Origin of the sequence: Falsibacillus albus, assembly GCF_003668575.1 — a bacterium.
GTDB lineage: Bacteria > Bacillota > Bacilli > Bacillales > DSM-25281 > Falsibacillus > Falsibacillus albus.
In genome coordinates this window covers 236,119-253,922 of record NZ_RCVZ01000003.1, presented here as the reverse complement: position 1 = coordinate 253,922, position 17,804 = coordinate 236,119, and the positions used below count along the sequence as shown (strand labels likewise).

The 17,804-nt window shown below is 44.6% G+C and carries 19 protein-coding genes; 18 read left to right on the top strand and 1 reads right to left on the bottom strand.

Annotation, left to right across the window (positions count from 1 at the left end):
• Positions 1-3 precede the first annotated feature (3 nt).
• The 18 genes from D9X91_RS06240 (at position 4) to D9X91_RS06155 (ending at position 16,574) form a co-directional block, all read left to right on the top strand.
• Positions 4-948 (top strand): nucleoside recognition domain-containing protein, encoded by a 945-nt coding sequence (locus D9X91_RS06240; protein ID WP_121679721.1) that lies wholly within the window; start codon positions 4-6, stop codon positions 946-948.
• Complete coding sequence (gene ppaX, locus D9X91_RS06235) at positions 945-1,598, top strand: pyrophosphatase PpaX (RefSeq protein ID WP_121679720.1); 654 nt, start codon at positions 945-947, stop codon at positions 1,596-1,598. Before D9X91_RS06240 ends, ppaX begins: the two co-directional genes overlap by 4 nt.
• Positions 1,595-2,131 carry an acyltransferase gene (locus tag D9X91_RS06230; protein WP_121679719.1) on the top strand — a complete coding sequence of 179 codons (537 nt, stop codon included), beginning with the start codon at positions 1,595-1,597 and terminating at the stop codon, positions 2,129-2,131. Before ppaX ends, D9X91_RS06230 begins: the two co-directional genes overlap by 4 nt.
• A gap of 606 nt (positions 2,132-2,737) precedes the next feature.
• Positions 2,738-3,928: an ATP phosphoribosyltransferase regulatory subunit gene (locus tag D9X91_RS06225; RefSeq protein WP_121679718.1), complete on the top strand. Its 1,191-nt coding sequence runs from the start codon at positions 2,738-2,740 to the stop codon at positions 3,926-3,928.
• Positions 3,925-4,560 carry an ATP phosphoribosyltransferase gene (gene hisG / locus D9X91_RS06220; protein ID WP_121679717.1) on the top strand — a complete coding sequence of 212 codons (636 nt, stop codon included), beginning with the start codon at positions 3,925-3,927 and terminating at the stop codon, positions 4,558-4,560. Before D9X91_RS06225 ends, hisG begins: the two co-directional genes overlap by 4 nt.
• Positions 4,561-4,587: 27 nt before the next feature.
• On the top strand, positions 4,588-5,856 hold the full coding sequence (gene hisD / locus D9X91_RS06215) for a histidinol dehydrogenase (protein WP_121679716.1): 1,269 nt from the start codon (positions 4,588-4,590) through the stop codon (positions 5,854-5,856).
• A gap of 10 nt (positions 5,857-5,866) precedes the next feature.
• On the top strand, positions 5,867-6,451 hold the full coding sequence (gene hisB / locus D9X91_RS06210; RefSeq protein WP_121679715.1) for an imidazoleglycerol-phosphate dehydratase HisB: 585 nt from the start codon (positions 5,867-5,869) through the stop codon (positions 6,449-6,451).
• Positions 6,452-7,090 carry an imidazole glycerol phosphate synthase subunit HisH gene (gene hisH, locus D9X91_RS06205; RefSeq protein WP_121679714.1) on the top strand — a complete coding sequence of 213 codons (639 nt, stop codon included), beginning with the start codon at positions 6,452-6,454 and terminating at the stop codon, positions 7,088-7,090.
• Positions 7,087-7,821: a 1-(5-phosphoribosyl)-5-[(5-phosphoribosylamino)methylideneamino]imidazole-4-carboxamide isomerase gene (gene hisA / locus D9X91_RS06200; RefSeq protein ID WP_121679713.1), complete on the top strand. Its 735-nt coding sequence runs from the start codon at positions 7,087-7,089 to the stop codon at positions 7,819-7,821. Before hisH ends, hisA begins: the two co-directional genes overlap by 4 nt.
• Positions 7,818-8,576, top strand: a complete 759-nt coding sequence (gene hisF / locus D9X91_RS06195; RefSeq protein WP_121679712.1) for an imidazole glycerol phosphate synthase subunit HisF — start codon at positions 7,818-7,820, stop codon at positions 8,574-8,576. The genes hisA and hisF overlap by 4 nt, the downstream gene beginning before the upstream one ends.
• Positions 8,573-9,235 (top strand): bifunctional phosphoribosyl-AMP cyclohydrolase/phosphoribosyl-ATP diphosphatase HisIE, encoded by a 663-nt coding sequence (gene hisIE / locus D9X91_RS06190; protein WP_121679711.1) that lies wholly within the window; start codon positions 8,573-8,575, stop codon positions 9,233-9,235. Before hisF ends, hisIE begins: the two co-directional genes overlap by 4 nt.
• Before the next feature lie 495 nt (positions 9,236-9,730).
• Positions 9,731-11,248: a tetratricopeptide repeat protein gene (locus D9X91_RS06185; RefSeq protein WP_121679710.1), complete on the top strand. Its 1,518-nt coding sequence runs from the start codon at positions 9,731-9,733 to the stop codon at positions 11,246-11,248.
• Between the two features lie 112 nt (positions 11,249-11,360).
• Positions 11,361-12,308, top strand: a complete 948-nt coding sequence (gene trxB, locus D9X91_RS06180; protein ID WP_121679709.1) for a thioredoxin-disulfide reductase — start codon at positions 11,361-11,363, stop codon at positions 12,306-12,308.
• Between the two features lie 588 nt (positions 12,309-12,896).
• Complete coding sequence (locus D9X91_RS06175; RefSeq protein ID WP_121679708.1) at positions 12,897-13,355, top strand: NUDIX hydrolase; 459 nt, start codon at positions 12,897-12,899, stop codon at positions 13,353-13,355.
• A gap of 39 nt (positions 13,356-13,394) precedes the next feature.
• Positions 13,395-14,288, top strand: coding sequence for an RNase adapter RapZ (gene rapZ / locus D9X91_RS06170; protein ID WP_121679707.1), 894 nt, complete (start codon positions 13,395-13,397; stop codon positions 14,286-14,288).
• Positions 14,285-15,268 (top strand): gluconeogenesis factor YvcK family protein, encoded by a 984-nt coding sequence (locus D9X91_RS06165; protein ID WP_121679706.1) that lies wholly within the window; start codon positions 14,285-14,287, stop codon positions 15,266-15,268. Before rapZ ends, D9X91_RS06165 begins: the two co-directional genes overlap by 4 nt.
• 60 nt (positions 15,269-15,328) lie before the next feature.
• Positions 15,329-16,282 carry a DNA-binding protein WhiA gene (whiA, locus tag D9X91_RS06160; RefSeq protein ID WP_121679705.1) on the top strand — a complete coding sequence of 318 codons (954 nt, stop codon included), beginning with the start codon at positions 15,329-15,331 and terminating at the stop codon, positions 16,280-16,282.
• A gap of 34 nt (positions 16,283-16,316) precedes the next feature.
• Positions 16,317-16,574, top strand: coding sequence for an HPr family phosphocarrier protein (locus D9X91_RS06155; protein WP_121679704.1), 258 nt, complete (start codon positions 16,317-16,319; stop codon positions 16,572-16,574).
• Between the two features lie 569 nt (positions 16,575-17,143).
• Here D9X91_RS06155 and clpP read toward each other — a convergent pair.
• Positions 17,144-17,746, bottom strand: coding sequence for an ATP-dependent Clp endopeptidase proteolytic subunit ClpP (gene clpP / locus D9X91_RS06150; RefSeq protein ID WP_121679703.1), 603 nt, complete (start codon positions 17,744-17,746; stop codon positions 17,144-17,146).
• Between the last annotated feature and the right edge of the window lie 58 nt (positions 17,747-17,804).

Sequence of the window (17,804 nt, the reverse complement as noted above, 5' to 3'; positions counted from 1 at the left end):
AACATGGCATCGTCCATCAAAGCAGGATTGATGGCAGGCTTGAAAACGACATGGTCGTTGGGGAAAATAATTTTCCCGATTACGTTGATCGTCGTTATTCTGCAATACACTCCATTTTTGCCTTGGATCATACAATTTGTTTCCCCAGTGATGGGGTGGCTGGGTCTCAGTGGAAATGCAGCCATCCCTATCGTCCTGGGGATATTTTTGAATTTGTATGCAGGGATTGCAGGAGTGCTGTCATTGACCTTGACTGTTAAGGAAGTTTTTATCATTGCAGTGATGCTTTCATTTGCACATAATTTGTGGATAGAGTCCAGCGTTGCGGTAAAGGCAGGCGTGAAGTCATGGGTGGTCCTCTTTGTCAGGCTCGGACTTGCCCTGCTTTCGGCATTCATCATCCAGCTGGTTTGGCATGGAGGGAACGAGCAGGCGCAGTACGGCTTTTCTGCAGCTGCCGAGGTTGGAGTCCATGGCTTTTGGGATATACTATTGCTGGGCTTTGAAAAGGCCATCATGGGCATCTGGAAATTGGCATTGATTGTCATGCCGCTGATGATAGGCATTCAGATTTTAAAGGATTTGAAATGGATTGACGTCTTTTCGAGATGGATGGCACCTTTTACAAAGATGCTGGGGATGAGGGAAAACACCTCTACCACTCTCGCAGCCGGATTGCTTTTTGGCCTCGCATATGGTGCAGGTGTGATGATCCAAGCGGTTGAAGAAGATGGAGTGAGCCAAAAAGATGTCACATTGGCCTTTATCTTTCTTGTTGCTTGCCATGCGGTTGTGGAGGATACGATTATTTTCGCCCCGCTCGGGATCAATGTACTGCCGCTGCTTCTTATCCGTTTGTCCACAGCTACAGTTTTGACTCTCATTGTCGGATTTTTTTGGAAGCGCAAAAAGTCTAAGGTTATAGAAGGAAGTGGATTGAAATTATGAAACAACGAATTACGACTTTATTATTTGATTTAGATGGAACGTTAATCGATACGAATGAATTGATTATTTCTTCATTTTTACATACGTTAAACCATTATTACCCTGGTCAGTATGAACGAAAGGATGTCCTGCCTTTCATGGGACCGACTCTTCAGGAGACATTTGAAAAGATCAACCCCGAGAAACTGGAAGAAATGGTGAAGCACTATAGAGACTATAACTTGACCCATCATGACGATTTGGTTACGGAATTTACCGGGGTTTTTGAAACGGTCAAGCAGTTGAAGGAATCGGGATATAAGCTTGCTATCGTGTCTACTAAGGTAAGGACTACTGTCATCAAAGGCTTGAAGTTGACAAAGCTGGATCAATTTTTCGATGTGATCGTTTCTTTGGATGAAGTAAAAGCACCAAAGCCTGATCCAGAGCCACTTCTCCTGGCATTATCTCAATTGAATTCCACTCCTGAAGAGGCTATCATGGTCGGTGATAACCATCATGATATTTTAGGCGGCAAGAATGCCGGCACCTATACCGCTGGTGTTGCTTGGACGGCAAAAGGAAGAGAGCATTTGGAACAGTATGAGCCGGACTTCATGCTCGATGAAATGACAGATCTGCTTCAAATCGTGGGAGAGCAGCAAGGATGAGGAGAACAGAGCGTTTTCCCGTTTCAGGTGGAAACTCCCTCTGGCACGTTTATAAGACCGTTCCATTTTGGAAGGTTGTCAAAAATTTCGTTGTGATACAGCTGGCGCGCTATACACCGTTTCTCGGGATGAAAAGTTGGCTGTATCGCACGTTTCTGCGCATGGAAGTCGGTCCAAAGGCATCCTTTGCCCTTATGGTGATGCTGGATATCATGTTCCCTGAAAAAATTTCAGTGGGTGAAAATACGGTCATTGGCTACAATACGACCATTCTTGCCCATGAATATTTGATCAAGGAATACCGACTAGGTCAAGTGGAAATAGGAAGCAGGGTCATGATCGGGGCAAACACGACCATTCTCCCAGGAGTGAAAATCGGGGATGGCGCGATTGTCTCGGCTGGAACTTTGGTCCACAAGGATGTGGAGCCTGGCACCTTCGTTGGGGGCAACCCGATGCGGGTCATCTATACGAAGGAAGAAATGGCAACCCGTTGGCTAAACGACCCGATATACGGAAAAGATAAAGCCTGATGCTAAAAGCATCAGGCTTTTAGTTTATAGATAAAATCGATTATTAAATGGATTCAGACTGAATGATAACGCTTGTCATTCCAAGCGCGAGGCCGATGAGGAGCGGAGTTACCTGGGCATATTCGCTTTGCGAATGTTGCCTTAAAGGCGCTTTGAAGTTCAAATGCGCCCGGGTAATGAGCATCCGAAGAGGTCGAGCAACAAAGAATGCGAGCGTTTGTCAACAGTCTGAAACCTGGCACCAAGGTGCATGGCTTCCAAACTTGTTTAAAAGTTTGGGGTTGACGGGAATGGTAATGATGGATAAACTAGTTACTAACTTCTTTATCTTGTTACCACATTAGCAAACTAAAGTATTTTGAAAATTAAATATGCCATTAAGCAATTTTTAATCAAACGTTTGATTAAATAGGATGTTGCCAATATATTGTTACGAAATACGGAAGAACCTGAATACACGTACACTCCCGCGGGAATAGGGGCCAATGTGAGACCCCGCAGGGAAGAACGACCGAGAAAGGTCACCCGCGGAAAGCGAAGTGTATTCAGACTGCAGATATTGTAAAGAACCAACCATTAAATAAGAAATAGTGCAGGTGGTTTAAGATGTCAAAACGATTTATGTTCGAAAAACCATTGGGTATGAGAGATACCTTTCCTATAATTTATGAAACAAAGCAGTCCATGAAAAAAAGAATAAATAAAACGATGGAAATGTGGGGCTACCGCTTTCTTGAAACCCCTACTTTGGAGTTCTATGAAACAGTCGGGGCTGCTTCCTCCACGATGGATCAGCAGCTATTCAAACTTCTCGACCAACAGGGGCACACATTGGTCCTCAGGCCGGATATGACAGCTCCCATTGCCCGTGTGGCTTCTTCCAAGCTTTTGAATGACCAGATCCCTCTCAGGCTTGCCTATTCAGCCAATGTATTTAGGGCCCAGCAGAATGAAGGGGGAAGGCCGGCTGAATTCGAGCAGGCAGGAATTGAGTTGATTGGCGATCCTACGATCAGTGCCGATGCGGAAGTCATCGCCTTGATGGTCTCTGTGCTTCGAGATGCAGGTTTAGAAAATTTTCAAATTTCAATCGGGCATATCGGCTTTGTACAGGACTTGTTCATTCAAATACTCGGAAATAAGGAAAGAGCAAATGAATTAAGCGGGTTCCTTTTCGATAAAAATTTCGTCGGCTATCGCCAGCATGTCTCTTCTCTTGGCCTTTCTTCGATCGATAAAGAACGCCTCATGAAATTTTTGCAGATTCGAGGAACACATGAAGTCATTGAGCAAGCCTATGATCTGATTGAAAACAATCAGGGAAAACAGGCGCTCATTCAGCTGGAAGAACTATGGAACCAGCTTGAAGAGTATGGGATTTCCGAATATGTGAAATTGGATTTATCTCTTGTCAGTCATTTAAGCTACTATACTGGCATCTTGTTTGAAGTGTACGCCGAAAAAGTAGGCTCCCCGATCGGCAACGGCGGAAGATATGACAAGCTTCTCGGAAAATTTGGAAAGGATACTGTCGCGACGGGCTTTGGACTTCGTCTGGATTATTTGATTGAAGCAATTGAGGTTCTTGAAAAGCCATCTTCCACACATTGCATTTTGTTCAGTGCGGAACGAAGGAAAGAGGCATTCCAACAAGCCAGGGATATGAGATTGCAAGGGAAATATGTATTAGCACAGGATATTGCAGGTGTCCAGGACGTTGATCGGTTTACAAAGTCATTCTCAGATGTCACGTATTTGATCGGTGCTGCTCCTGACAGGGAGGGGATTCGCTCATGAGCTTACTGACGATTGCCATGCCGAAGGGCAGGATCTTTGATGAAGCACTTCATTTATTAAGAAAAGCGGGATATAAACTTCCGCCGGAATTTGATGAATCACGGAAATTGATCATAGAAGTGCCGGAGGAAAACTTGCGATTCATTCTAGCAAAGCCGATGGATGTCCCGACCTATGTAGAACATGGAGTCGCGGATTTAGGAATAGCCGGAAAAGATGTCATGCTGGAGGAGGAACGGGAGGTTTATGAGCTGCTCGACCTCAAAATCAGTCTTTGCTATCTCGCGGTGGCAGGTCTTCCCGGTACAAAAATGAATGATGTGGCGCCAAAAATCGCCACCAAGTATCCGAATGTGGCCTCATCCTATTTTAGGGAGCAGGGCGAGCAAGTTGAAATCATCAAGTTGAATGGATCTATCGAGCTTGCTCCATTGATCGGACTCGCCGATCGAATTGTCGATATCGTTTCATCCGGCAGGACATTGAAGGAAAATGGCCTTGTGGAATATGAAAAAATCGTATCGATCACCTCGAGGTTGATTGTCAATCCCGTAAGCTATCGAATAAAGGACGACCGCATCCAGGAACTGGTGGAAAGGCTGGAAGGCATCGTCCAGCAGGATGCGAATTGAATCAGTTTCTCTTAAGAAGGTGAAAAAATGAAAATCATTCAGGTGGATAAAAATATTTCAATTAAACGTTCGATCGACACCGGAACGGATTTACAGCGGAATTCAGTGAAGAAAATCATTGCGGAAGTACAGGAAAACGGTGATCAAGCCCTTAAATATTTCACAGCCAAATTTGACGGGATCGATCTTGAAGATCTTCAGGTAAAAGAAGAAGAAATTCAAGCGGCCTATCAATCTGTCGAACCCGAAATGATTGAGATCATTCAGGAAGCAGCGGCCAATATCGGTGCCTTTCATGATAAGCAAAAACGGCAGTCATGGATGACTATGGAAGAGAACGGGACTATCCTTGGTCAAAAGCTTACACCCCTCGACTCGGTGGGGGTCTATGTTCCTGGGGGGACGGCTGCATATCCTTCCTCCGTACTGATGAATGTCATGCCGGCGAAAACAGCAGGGGTCGCTCGCATCGTCATGGCCACCCCGCCGAACAGGGAGGGCAAAGTGCCTCCAGCCGTGCTTGTGGCTGCGAAGGAAGCGGGTGTTCAGGAAATTTGGAAGGTAGGGGGTGCCCAGGCGATTGCTGCACTTGCTTATGGATCGGAGTCCATACAGCCCGTGGACAAGATCGTCGGTCCGGGGAATCTTTATGTAGCATTGGCAAAGCGTGAAGTTTATGGAGATGTCGACATTGATATGATCGCGGGGCCAAGTGAAATCGCCGTTTTGGCTGATGAAACCGCGCACGCGAACGAAATTGCCGCCGATCTTTTGTCACAGGCGGAACATGACACGAGGGCCTGCAGTGTCCTGGTAACACACTCCCGATCACTTGCTGAGGAAGTTTCCGGTGAAGTCGATCGCCAGTTGTCTTTGCTCCCGCGAAAGGAAATTGCTGAAAAGGCCATTGAGGATTATGGAGTCATCTATACAACAAACAGCTTGGTGGAATCAGTCGATGTCATCAATCGACTGGCGCCGGAGCATTTGGAAATCGTCACGGAAAATGCGATGGAGCTCGTTGGACAAATCCGCCACGCAGGTGCGATCTTTGTCGGAAGGTACAGCTCTGAACCTGTCGGCGACTATTTTGCAGGACCGAACCATGTACTGCCCACAAACGGTACGGCAAGGTTTTCAAGCCCGTTGAATGTCGACGATTTTATGAAAAAATCAAGCATCATTTCCTATAGCAGGCAGGCACTGGAACAAAACGCGTCCAAAATTGCCGCCTTTGCCCGATTGGAAGGACTGGAAGCCCACGCAAGGGCAGTCGAAGAACGGTTTAAAAAATAGGAGGCGTACCATGAGAACAGCATCAGTCGAAAGAAAAACAAATGAAACAGACATATCATTAAAGCTTCAAATAGATGGAGAAGGAAAAGCGGATATTACAACAGGAGTTCCATTTTTAACACATATGCTTGATCTTTTTACAAAGCATGGCCAATTCGATTTAACCGTTCATGCAAATGGAGATACCGATGTCGACGACCATCACACAACCGAGGATATCGGCATTTGTCTGGGACAGGTTCTGCGGGAGTCGCTCGGTGATAAAAAAGGGATTAAACGATATGGCAATGCATTCGTTCCGATGGATGAAGCACTTGCACAAGTCGTCATTGACTTGAGTAACCGTCCTCACCTTGAATTTCGCGGCGAGTTTCCAAGTCAGAAGGTCGGTACATTCGATACCGAGCTCGTTCATGAGTTCTTGTGGAAACTTGCATTGGAAGCAAGGATGAATCTACACGTCATCGTTCATTACGGCAGCAATACGCATCACATGATCGAGGCGGTATTCAAGGCGCTGGCGAGGGCTTTGGATGAAGCGACGATCATCGATCCGAGAATAAAAGGAGTCCCATCTACGAAAGGAATGTTATAGATGATCGGCATCATAGATTACGGAATGGGGAATCTTTTCAGTGTGGGAAAAGCACTCGAGAGACTGAACGTTCCTTATTTAATAAGCGATGATCCAGACACATTGAAGCAGGCAGATGGATTGATCCTACCTGGTGTGGGTTCGTTTTATGACGCTATGGCCCTCCTTCGCGAAAAAGGACTGCTGGATTTGATCCTGGATTATGCTAAGTCGGATAGGCCGCTTTTAGGCATCTGCCTTGGGATGCAGCTTTTGTTTGATGCAAGTGAGGAAAACGGCTTTTCCGAAGGACTCGGACTTCTAAAGGGAAAGGTCAAGGCGATCCCCCCTCAAGGAAAGGGAGGGGAATCATATAAGGTCCCTCACATGGGCTGGAATAAGCTAAGATTCCAAAAACGTTCGGTCCTTTTGGATGGCTTGGAAGAGGATCACGTTTACTTCGTCCATTCTTATTTTGTCGATGAGATGGAAAGGGAAGATCTGGCGGCAAGTGCGGAGTATAACGTTGAAATTCCGGCAGTAGTTTCCAAGGGAAATGTTTATGGCATGCAATTCCACCCAGAGAAAAGCAGCCGACTTGGTATGTCACTATTAAAAAATTTCACCGGCATGGTTTATGAGAAGGAGAGTCTGCGATGAGCTATACAATTTATCCTGCCATCGATATGAGAAATGGAAAATGCGTCCGCCTTGTCCAAGGCGACTATAATAGAGAAACTGTATACGGCGATTCACCCTTTGCAATGGCGAAAACTTTCGTGGATCAAGGTGCACAATGGATTCATATGGTAGACCTTGACGGTGCCAAAAGCGGCAGCAGGGTGAACAGCCAATATGTCATACAGGCTGCCAAGGAGCTGAATGCAAAGGTGCAGATCGGCGGTGGAATCCGGACCGAAGATGATGTCCAATATTATCTGGAAAATGGTGTCGATCGGGTAATCATTGGGAGCTTGGCAGTCACTCAGCCTGAATTGGTGAAGAAGTGGCTTGGAAAATACGGCAATCGGATTGCCATTGGGTTGGACGCAAAGGATGGAATGGTTGCGACGCATGGCTGGATCGAAACTTCTACCGTCAAAGCAGTGGATATCGCAAAAGAACTTGCGGATGCAGGTGCAGAAACGTTCATTTTCACGGACATCGCAACAGACGGAATGCTGTCTGGACCAAATATAGATGCCATCGCAGGGCTTGCCAAGGCGACGGGGAAACAAATCATTGCTTCTGGAGGCGTAAGCTCACTCCAAGATTTGAAGGATTTGAAGAAGTATGAACAAGATGGAGTGAGCGGCTCGATTGTGGGTAAAGCGATCTACACCGACAAGATTAATCTTGAAGAGGCAATCAAAGAGGTGGAATCCGTATGATCACAAAGAGAATCATCCCTTGTCTCGATGTAAAGGAAGGGCGCGTCGTGAAGGGAATTCAATTTCTCGAGCTGCGTGATGCAGGCGATCCGGTCGAATTGGCAAAGGCATACGATGAACAGGGCGCGGACGAGCTTGTATTTCTGGACATCTCTGCATCCCATGAAGGACGGAAAACGATGGTCGAAGTTGTTCGTGAAGTTGCGTCAGAATTGGCGATACCATTTACCGTAGGCGGAGGCATCAATTCGCTTGAGGACATGAAGCGGATTTTACGTGCTGGTGCGGATAAAGTATCGCTGAATACGGCTGCAGTATTGACTCCGGCATTGATTACGGAAGGTGCGAATTATTTCGGCAAGCAATGTATCGTGGTCGCCATCGATGCCAAGTATGATGATTCTCTCGGTTCATGGCGTGTATACACACATGGCGGCCGGAAGCCAACAGAATGGGAAGTCATCGATTGGGCAACGGAGGCCGTGTCGAGGGGAGCAGGGGAAATCCTTCTTACCAGTATGGATGCAGATGGAGAAAAGAAAGGGTTCAATCTTCCTTTGACGAAGGCAGTCAGCGAAGCGGTCACGGTGCCTGTCATTGCTTCTGGAGGCGCAGGGAATGCCTCTGACTTTCAGGAAGCTTTTGAACAAGGAAAAGCAGATGCGGCCCTCGCAGCTTCGATTTTTCACTATAAAGAAACGAGCGTCATGGAAGTGAAGCAATATTTGAAATCGAAAGGAGTGCTTGTGCGATGACAACGGAATTTACAATCGATTCAATCCGGTTTGATGACAATGGCCTCGTTCCGGCAATCGTACAGGATGCCGAAACGAAAGAAGTATTGACATTGGCATATATGAATAAAGAATCTCTCAGATTGTCAATGGACAAAGGCGAGACATGGTTTTACAGCCGCTCACGCCAACAGCTGTGGCACAAGGGGGAGACGAGCGGACATACACAGAAAATCGTTGAGATGAAGTATGACTGTGACAAAGATGCCCTTGTCGTCCTCGTATTGCCGAATGGTCCTGCCTGCCATAATGGAACGGTGAGCTGTTTTGAAGAATCGTTTTATAATAGACCGCTGCCGGAAGAGAAAAAGAAGAGTGGCTCTACGGAAATCCTCTCCCTGCTTGAGCAAGTGATCGAGGAGCGGGATTTGAAGAGGCCTGAAGGGACTTACACCACCTACTTATTTCAAAAAGGCGTCGATAAAATCCTGAAAAAAGTGGGAGAAGAAGCATCTGAGGTCATCATCGCGGCAAAAAATCGCGATCGGGAAGAATTGAAATGGGAGGCGGCGGACCTTCTGTATCATCTGATGGTCCTGCTGAGGGAACAAAAGCTGCCATTTGCAGATGTACTCCACGTTTTAGAGAAGCGCCATAAGGAAAAAACGAAAGAATCATGAGCACCCTGACTTTAGGGTGTTTTTTTGTTGTTTCGAGGGCAGTGGGAAAAGGCAAAGAAAGAGCGTTTATTGCGCCAGTTTTCGGATGTGCTTGGTCAAAGCGGCATCAAAAGGGTGTGACTAGCGCCAGTTGCTGGATGTGGTATGCCGAAACGGCAGCAAAATGAGAAGAAAAGCCCCGGTAAACTTAGATCGTCATCCAAATTATGCCCAACAGAAGCATATTCCTTCAATCGCTGCGATTCATGTTTCGTTATATTTGCGAATTTGCTTAATATATTTTCAAATATTCACTAAATCAATTTCTCTACATAATTTTCCAAAATGCTCAATGAAGTTCCATTCAATAGCTTTTTTACTAATCTGCTCTACATGATAGGGTGTTTACATTATTTTCTATCTTTTTATTTGTAAAAAGATGCAATTGGCTGTTAAAGTGCATTTTGTTCTGTGATATACTACATAAGTTAATATGTACGGTTCTGGGGGACTTTCATGAGAAAAGACTCGAAGGCAAGAAAAGAAAAATCAAAAATATTAAACTTTATTCCGACTGGTGAGTATTATTTTAATAAGGGCATCAAAGCATACCACCGGAGGGATCTGCCGCTTTCCAAAAAATATTTGTTGCGGGCTGTTCAGCTTGAGCCGCAAGAACCGATGATCCTTTGCCAACTGGCGATGGTTTGTACTGAAATCGGGGAATACCAAGAATCGAATGAGCTTCTTCATAAAATCATAGATGAATTGGATCCTGACATGACGGAATGTCATTATTTTTTGGCCAATAACTATGCCCATATCGGTTTTTTCAAGGAAGCCTATAAGCATGCAAGTATATATATCGAGGATGATATAGATGGTGAGTTCATGGAGGATGCTGAAGATCTGATCGAGTTAATCAGCTTGGATGCAGAGGAAGTGATCGATTCCCTCAGTGAGCAGGACGAACTCATCCTGAAACAGGAAGAAGCGAGAGACCTTTTGGAAAAAGGCAATTTTCAAAAAGCTGTGGAGCTTTTACAGGATATCGTCAAGAATTATCCTGAATTTTGGTCTGCCTACAATAATCTCGCACTTGCTTATTTTTATTTGGGTGAAATGGAAAAGACAGCGGATGTGCTGGAGGAAGTACTGGAAAAAAGTCCAGGAAATCTGCATGCGTTATGCAATTTGGCCGTCTTCCTATTCTATCAAAAAAGGAAGCGGGATCTGGAAAACATTCTGGACGGCTTATTTAAAGTAAAGCCGATGCTTCAGGAGCATCAATATAAACTTGGTGCAACGTTTGCGTTGATCGGGAAATATGAGGAATCCTACTACTGGTTGAAGAAATTGCAAAAGATCGGCTTTGATGGAGATCCAGGATTCTATTATTGGCTTTCCCAATCGGCATATCAGATGGGGCATATGAAAACAGCCAAGCAGGCTTGGGAAGTTGTACTGGAGTTCAATCCTGAAAAAGAAGGATTGGAACCGTGGAATGAAGACAGGCAAGATGAGGTAGGATATGAAAATCATCTTAGCTCGCTTTTAAAAAAGCTTGGAAGCAAATATCCGGAGGAAAGATGGTTTGGGCTCTTTTTATTGTCCGTTTCTGAGAAAAAGGCCGCAATCCTTTCGCATGAAGATTTCCCTAGCTTGGATAAGTTTTCTGAAGCTGAACAGCAGTATGCATCAGCGATAATGGCTTCAGAAAAAAATAATCAGCCGATCAGGATCCCCGACAGGATATCTGCTGGCCATGAAACGGCCATGGTCCTATTTCAACGTTACCAGCCGATTGGCCCTGTTGAATCCGGGTTATTTTTGATGTGGTTCTCTGTTGTTCAGGCGATGCTCGAAAAGGATGCATTCGCTCCCAATGTGAATGCATTTGCGGCCGGGATTGAATACTTATGGTATAAGTTGAGACATGAAAAGAAATCACAAAAGGAGCTTGCAGAAATGAACTGCATCTCAATTTCTACACTGCGCAAATATGTAAAAATGCTTGAGGATTTCTTGCGTTGAGCATATTTTTGGACGAATGGCCATGTCCTCTTATAGGATAGCTATAGGCAGGAAATACTATCTACGACTATTAGTGAACTATTGCGATACATGATGTAAGGAGTGTTGGTACATGTCTGAAGAACAAATTTATGATGTGATCATCGTTGGGGCCGGACCAGCAGGGATGACAGCAGCAGTTTATACATCTCGTGCAAACCTTAGCACCTTGATGATTGAACGCGGTGTCCCTGGTGGACAGATGGCGAATACGGAGGAAGTTGAAAACTATCCAGGATATGACCATATTCTTGGTCCGGATCTTTCCAATAAAATGTTCGAACATGCCAAGAAATTTGGTGCTGAATATGCGTACGGAGATATTAAGGAAATCGTTGACGGCGAAGAATTCAAAACGGTCAAAGCGGGATCGAAAGAATATAAAACCCGATCCATCATTCTTGCGACTGGTGCCGAGTATAAAAAAATCGGTGTTCCGGGTGAAAAAGAATTGGGTGGCCGCGGCGTTTCCTATTGTGCAGTCTGTGATGGTGCATTCTTTAAAGGAAAAGACCTGGTCGTTGTAGGCGGCGGAGACTCAGCGGTAGAAGAGGGAGTCTACTTGACGCGTTTTGCGAACAAAGTGACCATCGTTCACCGCCGCGACGAGCTTCGTGCACAGAAAATTCTTCAACAGCGTGCATTTGACAATGAAAAAATTGATTTCATTTGGAATCATACTATTAAAGAAATCAATGATTCAAACGGAAAAGTCGGTAGTGTGACACTTGTTTCCACTGAAAATGGCGAAGAAAAAGATTTTAAAACCGATGGTGTGTTCATCTATATCGGAATGGTCCCATTAACTAAGCCTTTCGCTAATCTGGGCATTACGAATGAAGCTGGCTATATCGAAACGAACGATCAAATGGAAACAAAAGTGAATGGCATTTTTGCCGCTGGAGACGTTCGCGAAAAGACGCTTCGTCAAATTGTTACAGCTACAGGAGACGGCAGCATTGCCGCCCAAAGCGCTCAACACTATGTTGAAGAGCTTAACGAGGCTTTGAAGGCCAAATAATTTCTTGTCCGGATTTTAACAAAAACGTCACTGGGTTTTAACCCATTTGTAACAGTAGTGAAACAATAAAGAGTTATACTGTTTACAGATGAAATTGACCCCCTTTTTAATATATCCCTTTTTCGCACAAGGATTTTCCTTGTGCTCTTTTTTTTATGTTTCGAATAGTTTTTGCTATTCATTAAAGGTTGTGTAAGGTTGGTTTCCGCTGCAGGATGCTCCCTTTCAGAGGGACGTGCCGTGAGCTTCCTCGCTTCGTTGCGGGGCCTCACAACTTCCGCTCCAATCACCTTCATATGATGAGTTTTTTAAGGAAAACTGTTAAAAACGACAATCTTTGAGAAAAGAGCTTTACGAAAACAACCTTTTATTTATAGGGGATTAAAGCTTTGACTCTTTATACTCCAGAAAATATGTAAGCGAGCCAACTTCTTTGAATTAATCCTTTTCAGCCAATCGTTTTTTCATTCTTCCAGCCATGTGCTTTTGTGCCTGGCAACGAAACATAGTATAATTAGGAGGACTGATAATGAGGCAGATTGTGTGTCTTGGTTGATGCATTTTATATAGGTTTTGAGGTGAATGCCAGTGCAACGAGTGACGAATTGTGTTCTCTTAAAAGGAGATCAAGTTTTATTATTGAATAAACCTAGTAGAGGCTGGTGGGTTGCTCCCGGTGGAAAAATGGAGCCTGGTGAAACCATCAAGGATTCTGTCGTACGTGAATTTCGCGAAGAGACGGGCATTTATTTGCGCAGTCCTGCCATTAAAGGGATTTTTACCTTCATCATCAAGGACGGAGATGAAGTCGTTTCTGAATGGATGATGTTTACGTTTTTAGCGAAAGAAAGCGATGGTGTCAATGTCAAGCAATCTGAAGAAGGCACTTTGGAATGGCACAGCATCGACGATATCAAGGAGCTTCCGATGGCGGAGGGGGATTACCATATTCTCGACTATGTCATTCATGGGCAGGGAGTCATCTACGGAAGGTTTACATATACTCCTGATTTCAAGTTATTATCTTATCGTCTTGATCCTAACTAAAAATATATAGAAAAAGATCTTCGAGGGGAGCAGAATATTATGAGTACAGGAGCAACTAATGATGTTCAGTTAGTCATTATTACGGGGATGTCCGGGGCAGGGAAAACAGTCGCGATTCAAAGCTTTGAAGACCTTGGTTTTTTCTGTGTCGATAATTTGCCCCCCACACTGCTTCCAAAATTTTTGGAACTCATGAAAGAGTCGGGTAATAAAATGAATAAAGTCGCTCTCGTCATGGACCTGCGCGGGCGGGAGTTCTTCGATCATTTGTTCAAGGCATTGGATGATTTAGCGGAAACCTCTTGGGTGACACCGCAAATTCTTTTCTTGGATGCAGATGACTCTTCGCTTGTACGCCGGTATAAGGAAACGCGCAGATCACATCCATTGGCTCCGTCAGGCTTGCCGCTTGAAGGGATCCGGCAGGAAAGAAGTCTGCTGGAAGAGCTTAAAGGTCGTGCACAAACGATCTATAACACCTCTGTGATGAAACCGAGAGAGCTGCGTGAAAAGATCCTAACGGAGTTCTCTGTAAATAAACAGACGATATTCACGGTCAATGTCATGTCATTTGGATTTAAGCATGGGCTTCCGATAGATGCCGATTTGGTGTTTGACGTGCGGTTCCTGCCCAATCCCCATTACATTGAACATATGCGGCCAAAAACCGGACTCGAGCAGGAGGTTTCCAGCTACGTCCTAAAATGGAATGAAACGCAGAAATTCCTTGAAAAGGTGACGGATTTATTAGGATTCATGCTCCCTCAATACAAAAGGGAAGGAAAAGCGCAGCTCGTAATCGGCATCGGCTGTACGGGCGGCCAGCATCGGTCCGTGGCACTGGCGGAATATATCGGGAAACACTTTGAAGACGACTATCATACAAGAATCTCGCATCGTGATATCGACAAGAGAAAGGGTAAGACTACATGAGAAAACATGACAATCCTAAAGTGGTTATCATCGGTGGTGGCACTGGCTTGCCTGTGCTTTTGAGGGGATTGAAGCAGCATCCCATCGATATAACCGCCGTAGTAACCGTTGCGGATGATGGAGGAAGTTCGGGCAGGCTTCGTCAGGACCTGGAAATCCCTCCTCCTGGAGATATCCGCAATGTCTTGGCAGCTCTATCGGATGTTGAACCGTTGATTGAGCAGATGTTTCAGCATCGCTTTAAAACTTCAAATGAATTGGCTGGGCATTCTCTCGGCAATTTAATCATTGCTGCGCTGACATCCATAACAGGTGACTTTGTTCATGCCATCCAGGAAATGAGCAAAGTGCTCAATGTCAGCGGAAAGGTATTGCCTGCTGCCAATCAGAGCGTCGTTCTCCATGCTGAAATGGAAGATGGAACGATCGTTTCCGGTGAGTCCAAGATTCCCTATTCAGGGAAACGGATCAAAAGGGTCTTTTTGACGCCTGAGCTTGTTATGCCGCTTTCTGAAACCATCGATGCGATCCGAAAAGCGGATATCATTGTCATTGGTCCCGGCAGCCTGTATACAAGCATCCTGCCGAACCTACTTGTGCCGGGGCTGGGAGAAGAAGTATGCCGTTCAAGAGCGAGGAAGGTTTATATATGCAACTTAATGACACAAGCAGGGGAAACGTTGAATTTCACTGCAAGCGACCATGTAAAAGCTATTTATGATCATATGGACTGCGCCTTCATGGATACGATCCTCGTCAATAATGAGGAAATCCCGGCGTTTATCCAGAATAAATATAAAGAAGAGCTTGCAAAGCCCGTTGTGTATGATGTGGAAAAATTGATGAAAATGGGCTTGAATGTCATATATGATCGCATTATAACGTATAAAGACGATGTTATTCGGCATGATACGGATAAAGTCGCGAAGATCATTGTTTCCTTGCTGGAGGAAAAACGAAAACCTTATGCCCAATTATAGAAATGATTGAATTTTTAAAAAGTTGTGCAAACGGTTGTTTTTGGAACGGGAGGTGAAGAGATGTCATTTGCATCTGAGACAAAAAAAGAATTGACCAATCTGGAGGTAAAGGACTGCTGTGCTAAAGCAGAACTATCGGCGCTGATCCGCATGAATGGCTCATTGTCCTTTTCCAATCGTACGCTGGTATTGAATATCCAAACGGAAAATGCCGCCATCGCCAGAAGGATATATACGTTAATCAAGAAGAATTACGATTTGCCCGTTGAATTGCTCGTCCGCAAAAAAATGAGGCTGAAGAAAAATAACGTCTATATCGTCCGCATCAAAGAGGGAGCAAAGGGCATCCTTGAGGACCTGAAAATTTTGGGTGAAGGATTTTCATTTGTCCATGATATTTCATCGGAATTAGTGAAGAAGAAGTGCTGTAAACGGTCTTACTTAAGAGGGGCGTTTTTGGCCGGGGGTTCTGTCAATAATCCGGAAACTTCATCCTATCACCTCGAAATTTTCTCCCTTTATATCGAACATAATGAATCATTGAGCCAATTAATGAATAGCTTTGGTTTGAACAGCAAGACATTGGAGAGAAAAAAAGGGTATATCACTTACTTGAAGGAAGCAGAAAAAATCACCGAGTTCCTCAACGTCATCGGTGCACACAACGCGCTCCTTCGTTTTGAAGATGTCCGCATCGTCCGCGATATGCGAAATTCCGTCAATCGACTTGTCAATTGTGAAACAGCTAACTTGAATAAAACCATCGGGGCTGCACTGAGACAGGTAGAAAACATCAAATTCATTGATCGGACCGTCGGGTTGCATGTACTGCCGGATAAATTGAGGGAGATTGCCGAGCTTCGAGTGAGTTATCAAGATGTCACATTAAAAGAATTAGGGGAAATGGTGTCCGGTGGAACAATCAGCAAATCAGGCATCAACCACCGCCTGAGGAAGATAGACCAATTGGCTGAAAAGCTGAGAGCAGGGGAATCCATCACTTCGCACTCTTAAAATAAATATAAAGGGAATAATGGGAGGAATAATCATGGTTGAGAAAAAGGTTGAAGTAAAACTGAAATCCGGCTTGCAGGCAAGACCTGCTGCCTTGTTCGTACAAGAGGCAAATCGTTTTTCTTCTGAAATCTTCTTGGAGAAAGATCAGAAAAAAGTGAATGCCAAAAGCATCATGGGCTTGATGAGCCTTGCTGTAAATGCAGGCTCCAATATCATACTTATTGCCGATGGCAATGATGAACAGGAAGCAATCGATAAATTGGCAGCTTTCGTGGAAGAAGAAAATTAATCAATGATAATTTGGAAAACCCTTTCATTTATGTGAAGGGTTTTTTTGTTTGTCTAAGGAGAATACAGTGTCCGTTTCTTTGCGCTGCAATCTAATAAGGCATTTTCGTAATTAGGCATTGGCATTTATCAAAGGATGTGCAAAGTTGATTGTAGCGGAAGGATGCTCGCATTCCGAGGGGCCTCACAGGAAGTGAGGTCGTTCGATGTTGGCACACGAAGTGCCGAACTTAATCGAACATCGGCCAAATATCTCCTCGCTTCGCTGCGGGGTCTCACCTAGCCCGCTGATCCCTCAGGAGTCTCGCACCTTTCGCTACAATCAACCACAAATGATGAATAGTCTTAAAAAAGGATAACAAACATTTTCAATCGATTGATAAAGGATTGTATATAGTTTATTTCCGTTGCAAGTTGCTCGCTATTCGAGGGACTCACTGATCTGCTGATGCCTCCGGAGTCTCGTACTTCACGCCCCATTAACAAACATTCCATTTTTTCTTTTAAGGTTTTGCAGGAAAAGCAAACAGCAAAAAAACCTCCCCGGTTAAAGGGAGGTTTCGGATATTCTTACTTATTATTATTTTCAAGTTCGTTCTTTTGGATGATTTGATCGATCAAACCGTATTCTTTGGCTCTTTCAGCTGTCATGAAGTTGTCGCGGTCTGTGTCTTTCGCGATTACTTCAAGCGATTGGCCTGTGCGGTCGGCAAGGATCTGATTTAGTTTTTCACGAAGGAATAGAATGCGTTTTGCCGCGATTTCGATTTCCGTCGCTTGGCCTTGTGCTCCGCCGAGCGGCTGATGGATCATGACTTCTGAATTTGGAAGGGCATAGCGCTTGCCTTTTTCACCGGCTGCCAATAGGAATGCACCCATTGATGCTGCCATTCCGATACAGATTGTTGATACTTTAGGCTTGATGAATTGCATCGTGTCATAGATTGCCATACCCGCAGTGATGCTTCCGCCAGGGCTGTTAATGTAAATGGAGATGTCTTTTTCAGGATTTTCCGCTTCCAAGAATAAAAGCTGGGCAACGATTGAGTTTGCCACATTATCATCGATTGCGCTTCCCAGCATAATGATGCGGTCTTTCAAAAGACGTGAATAGATGTCATATGCACGCTCACCGCGGTTTGTTTGTTCAATAACCGTAGGAATTAAATTCATCCTTGTTCCTCCTTTGATATAAATGTTCATGTACTATTAGAAGCAAAAGCTTCAATGG

What these genes read in the sequence shown, in the direction of transcription:
- D9X91_RS06240 (WP_121679721.1), top strand. Translation starts at nt 4, where the DNA reads ATGGCATCGTCCATCAAAGCAGGATTGATGGCAGGCTTGAAAACGACA.
- clpP (WP_121679703.1), bottom strand. Translation starts at nt 17,746, where the DNA reads ATGAATTTAATTCCTACGGTTATTGAACAAACAAACCGCGGTGAGCGT.
- hisF (WP_121679712.1), top strand. Translation starts at nt 7,818, where the DNA reads ATGATCACAAAGAGAATCATCCCTTGTCTCGATGTAAAGGAAGGGCGC.
- rapZ (WP_121679707.1), top strand. Translation starts at nt 13,395, where the DNA reads ATGAGTACAGGAGCAACTAATGATGTTCAGTTAGTCATTATTACGGGG.
- trxB (WP_121679709.1), top strand. Translation starts at nt 11,361, where the DNA reads ATGTCTGAAGAACAAATTTATGATGTGATCATCGTTGGGGCCGGACCA.
- hisD (WP_121679716.1), top strand. Translation starts at nt 4,588, where the DNA reads ATGAAAATCATTCAGGTGGATAAAAATATTTCAATTAAACGTTCGATC.
- hisB (WP_121679715.1), top strand. Translation starts at nt 5,867, where the DNA reads ATGAGAACAGCATCAGTCGAAAGAAAAACAAATGAAACAGACATATCA.
- D9X91_RS06225 (WP_121679718.1), top strand. Translation starts at nt 2,738, where the DNA reads ATGTCAAAACGATTTATGTTCGAAAAACCATTGGGTATGAGAGATACC.
- D9X91_RS06185 (WP_121679710.1), top strand. Translation starts at nt 9,731, where the DNA reads ATGAGAAAAGACTCGAAGGCAAGAAAAGAAAAATCAAAAATATTAAAC.
- hisH (WP_121679714.1), top strand. Translation starts at nt 6,452, where the DNA reads ATGATCGGCATCATAGATTACGGAATGGGGAATCTTTTCAGTGTGGGA.
- ppaX (WP_121679720.1), top strand. Translation starts at nt 945, where the DNA reads ATGAAACAACGAATTACGACTTTATTATTTGATTTAGATGGAACGTTA.
- whiA (WP_121679705.1), top strand. Translation starts at nt 15,329, where the DNA reads ATGTCATTTGCATCTGAGACAAAAAAAGAATTGACCAATCTGGAGGTA.
- hisIE (WP_121679711.1), top strand. Translation starts at nt 8,573, where the DNA reads ATGACAACGGAATTTACAATCGATTCAATCCGGTTTGATGACAATGGC.
- hisA (WP_121679713.1), top strand. Translation starts at nt 7,087, where the DNA reads ATGAGCTATACAATTTATCCTGCCATCGATATGAGAAATGGAAAATGC.
- hisG (WP_121679717.1), top strand. Translation starts at nt 3,925, where the DNA reads ATGAGCTTACTGACGATTGCCATGCCGAAGGGCAGGATCTTTGATGAA.
- D9X91_RS06165 (WP_121679706.1), top strand. Translation starts at nt 14,285, where the DNA reads ATGAGAAAACATGACAATCCTAAAGTGGTTATCATCGGTGGTGGCACT.
- D9X91_RS06155 (WP_121679704.1), top strand. Translation starts at nt 16,317, where the DNA reads ATGGTTGAGAAAAAGGTTGAAGTAAAACTGAAATCCGGCTTGCAGGCA.
- D9X91_RS06230 (WP_121679719.1), top strand. Translation starts at nt 1,595, where the DNA reads ATGAGGAGAACAGAGCGTTTTCCCGTTTCAGGTGGAAACTCCCTCTGG.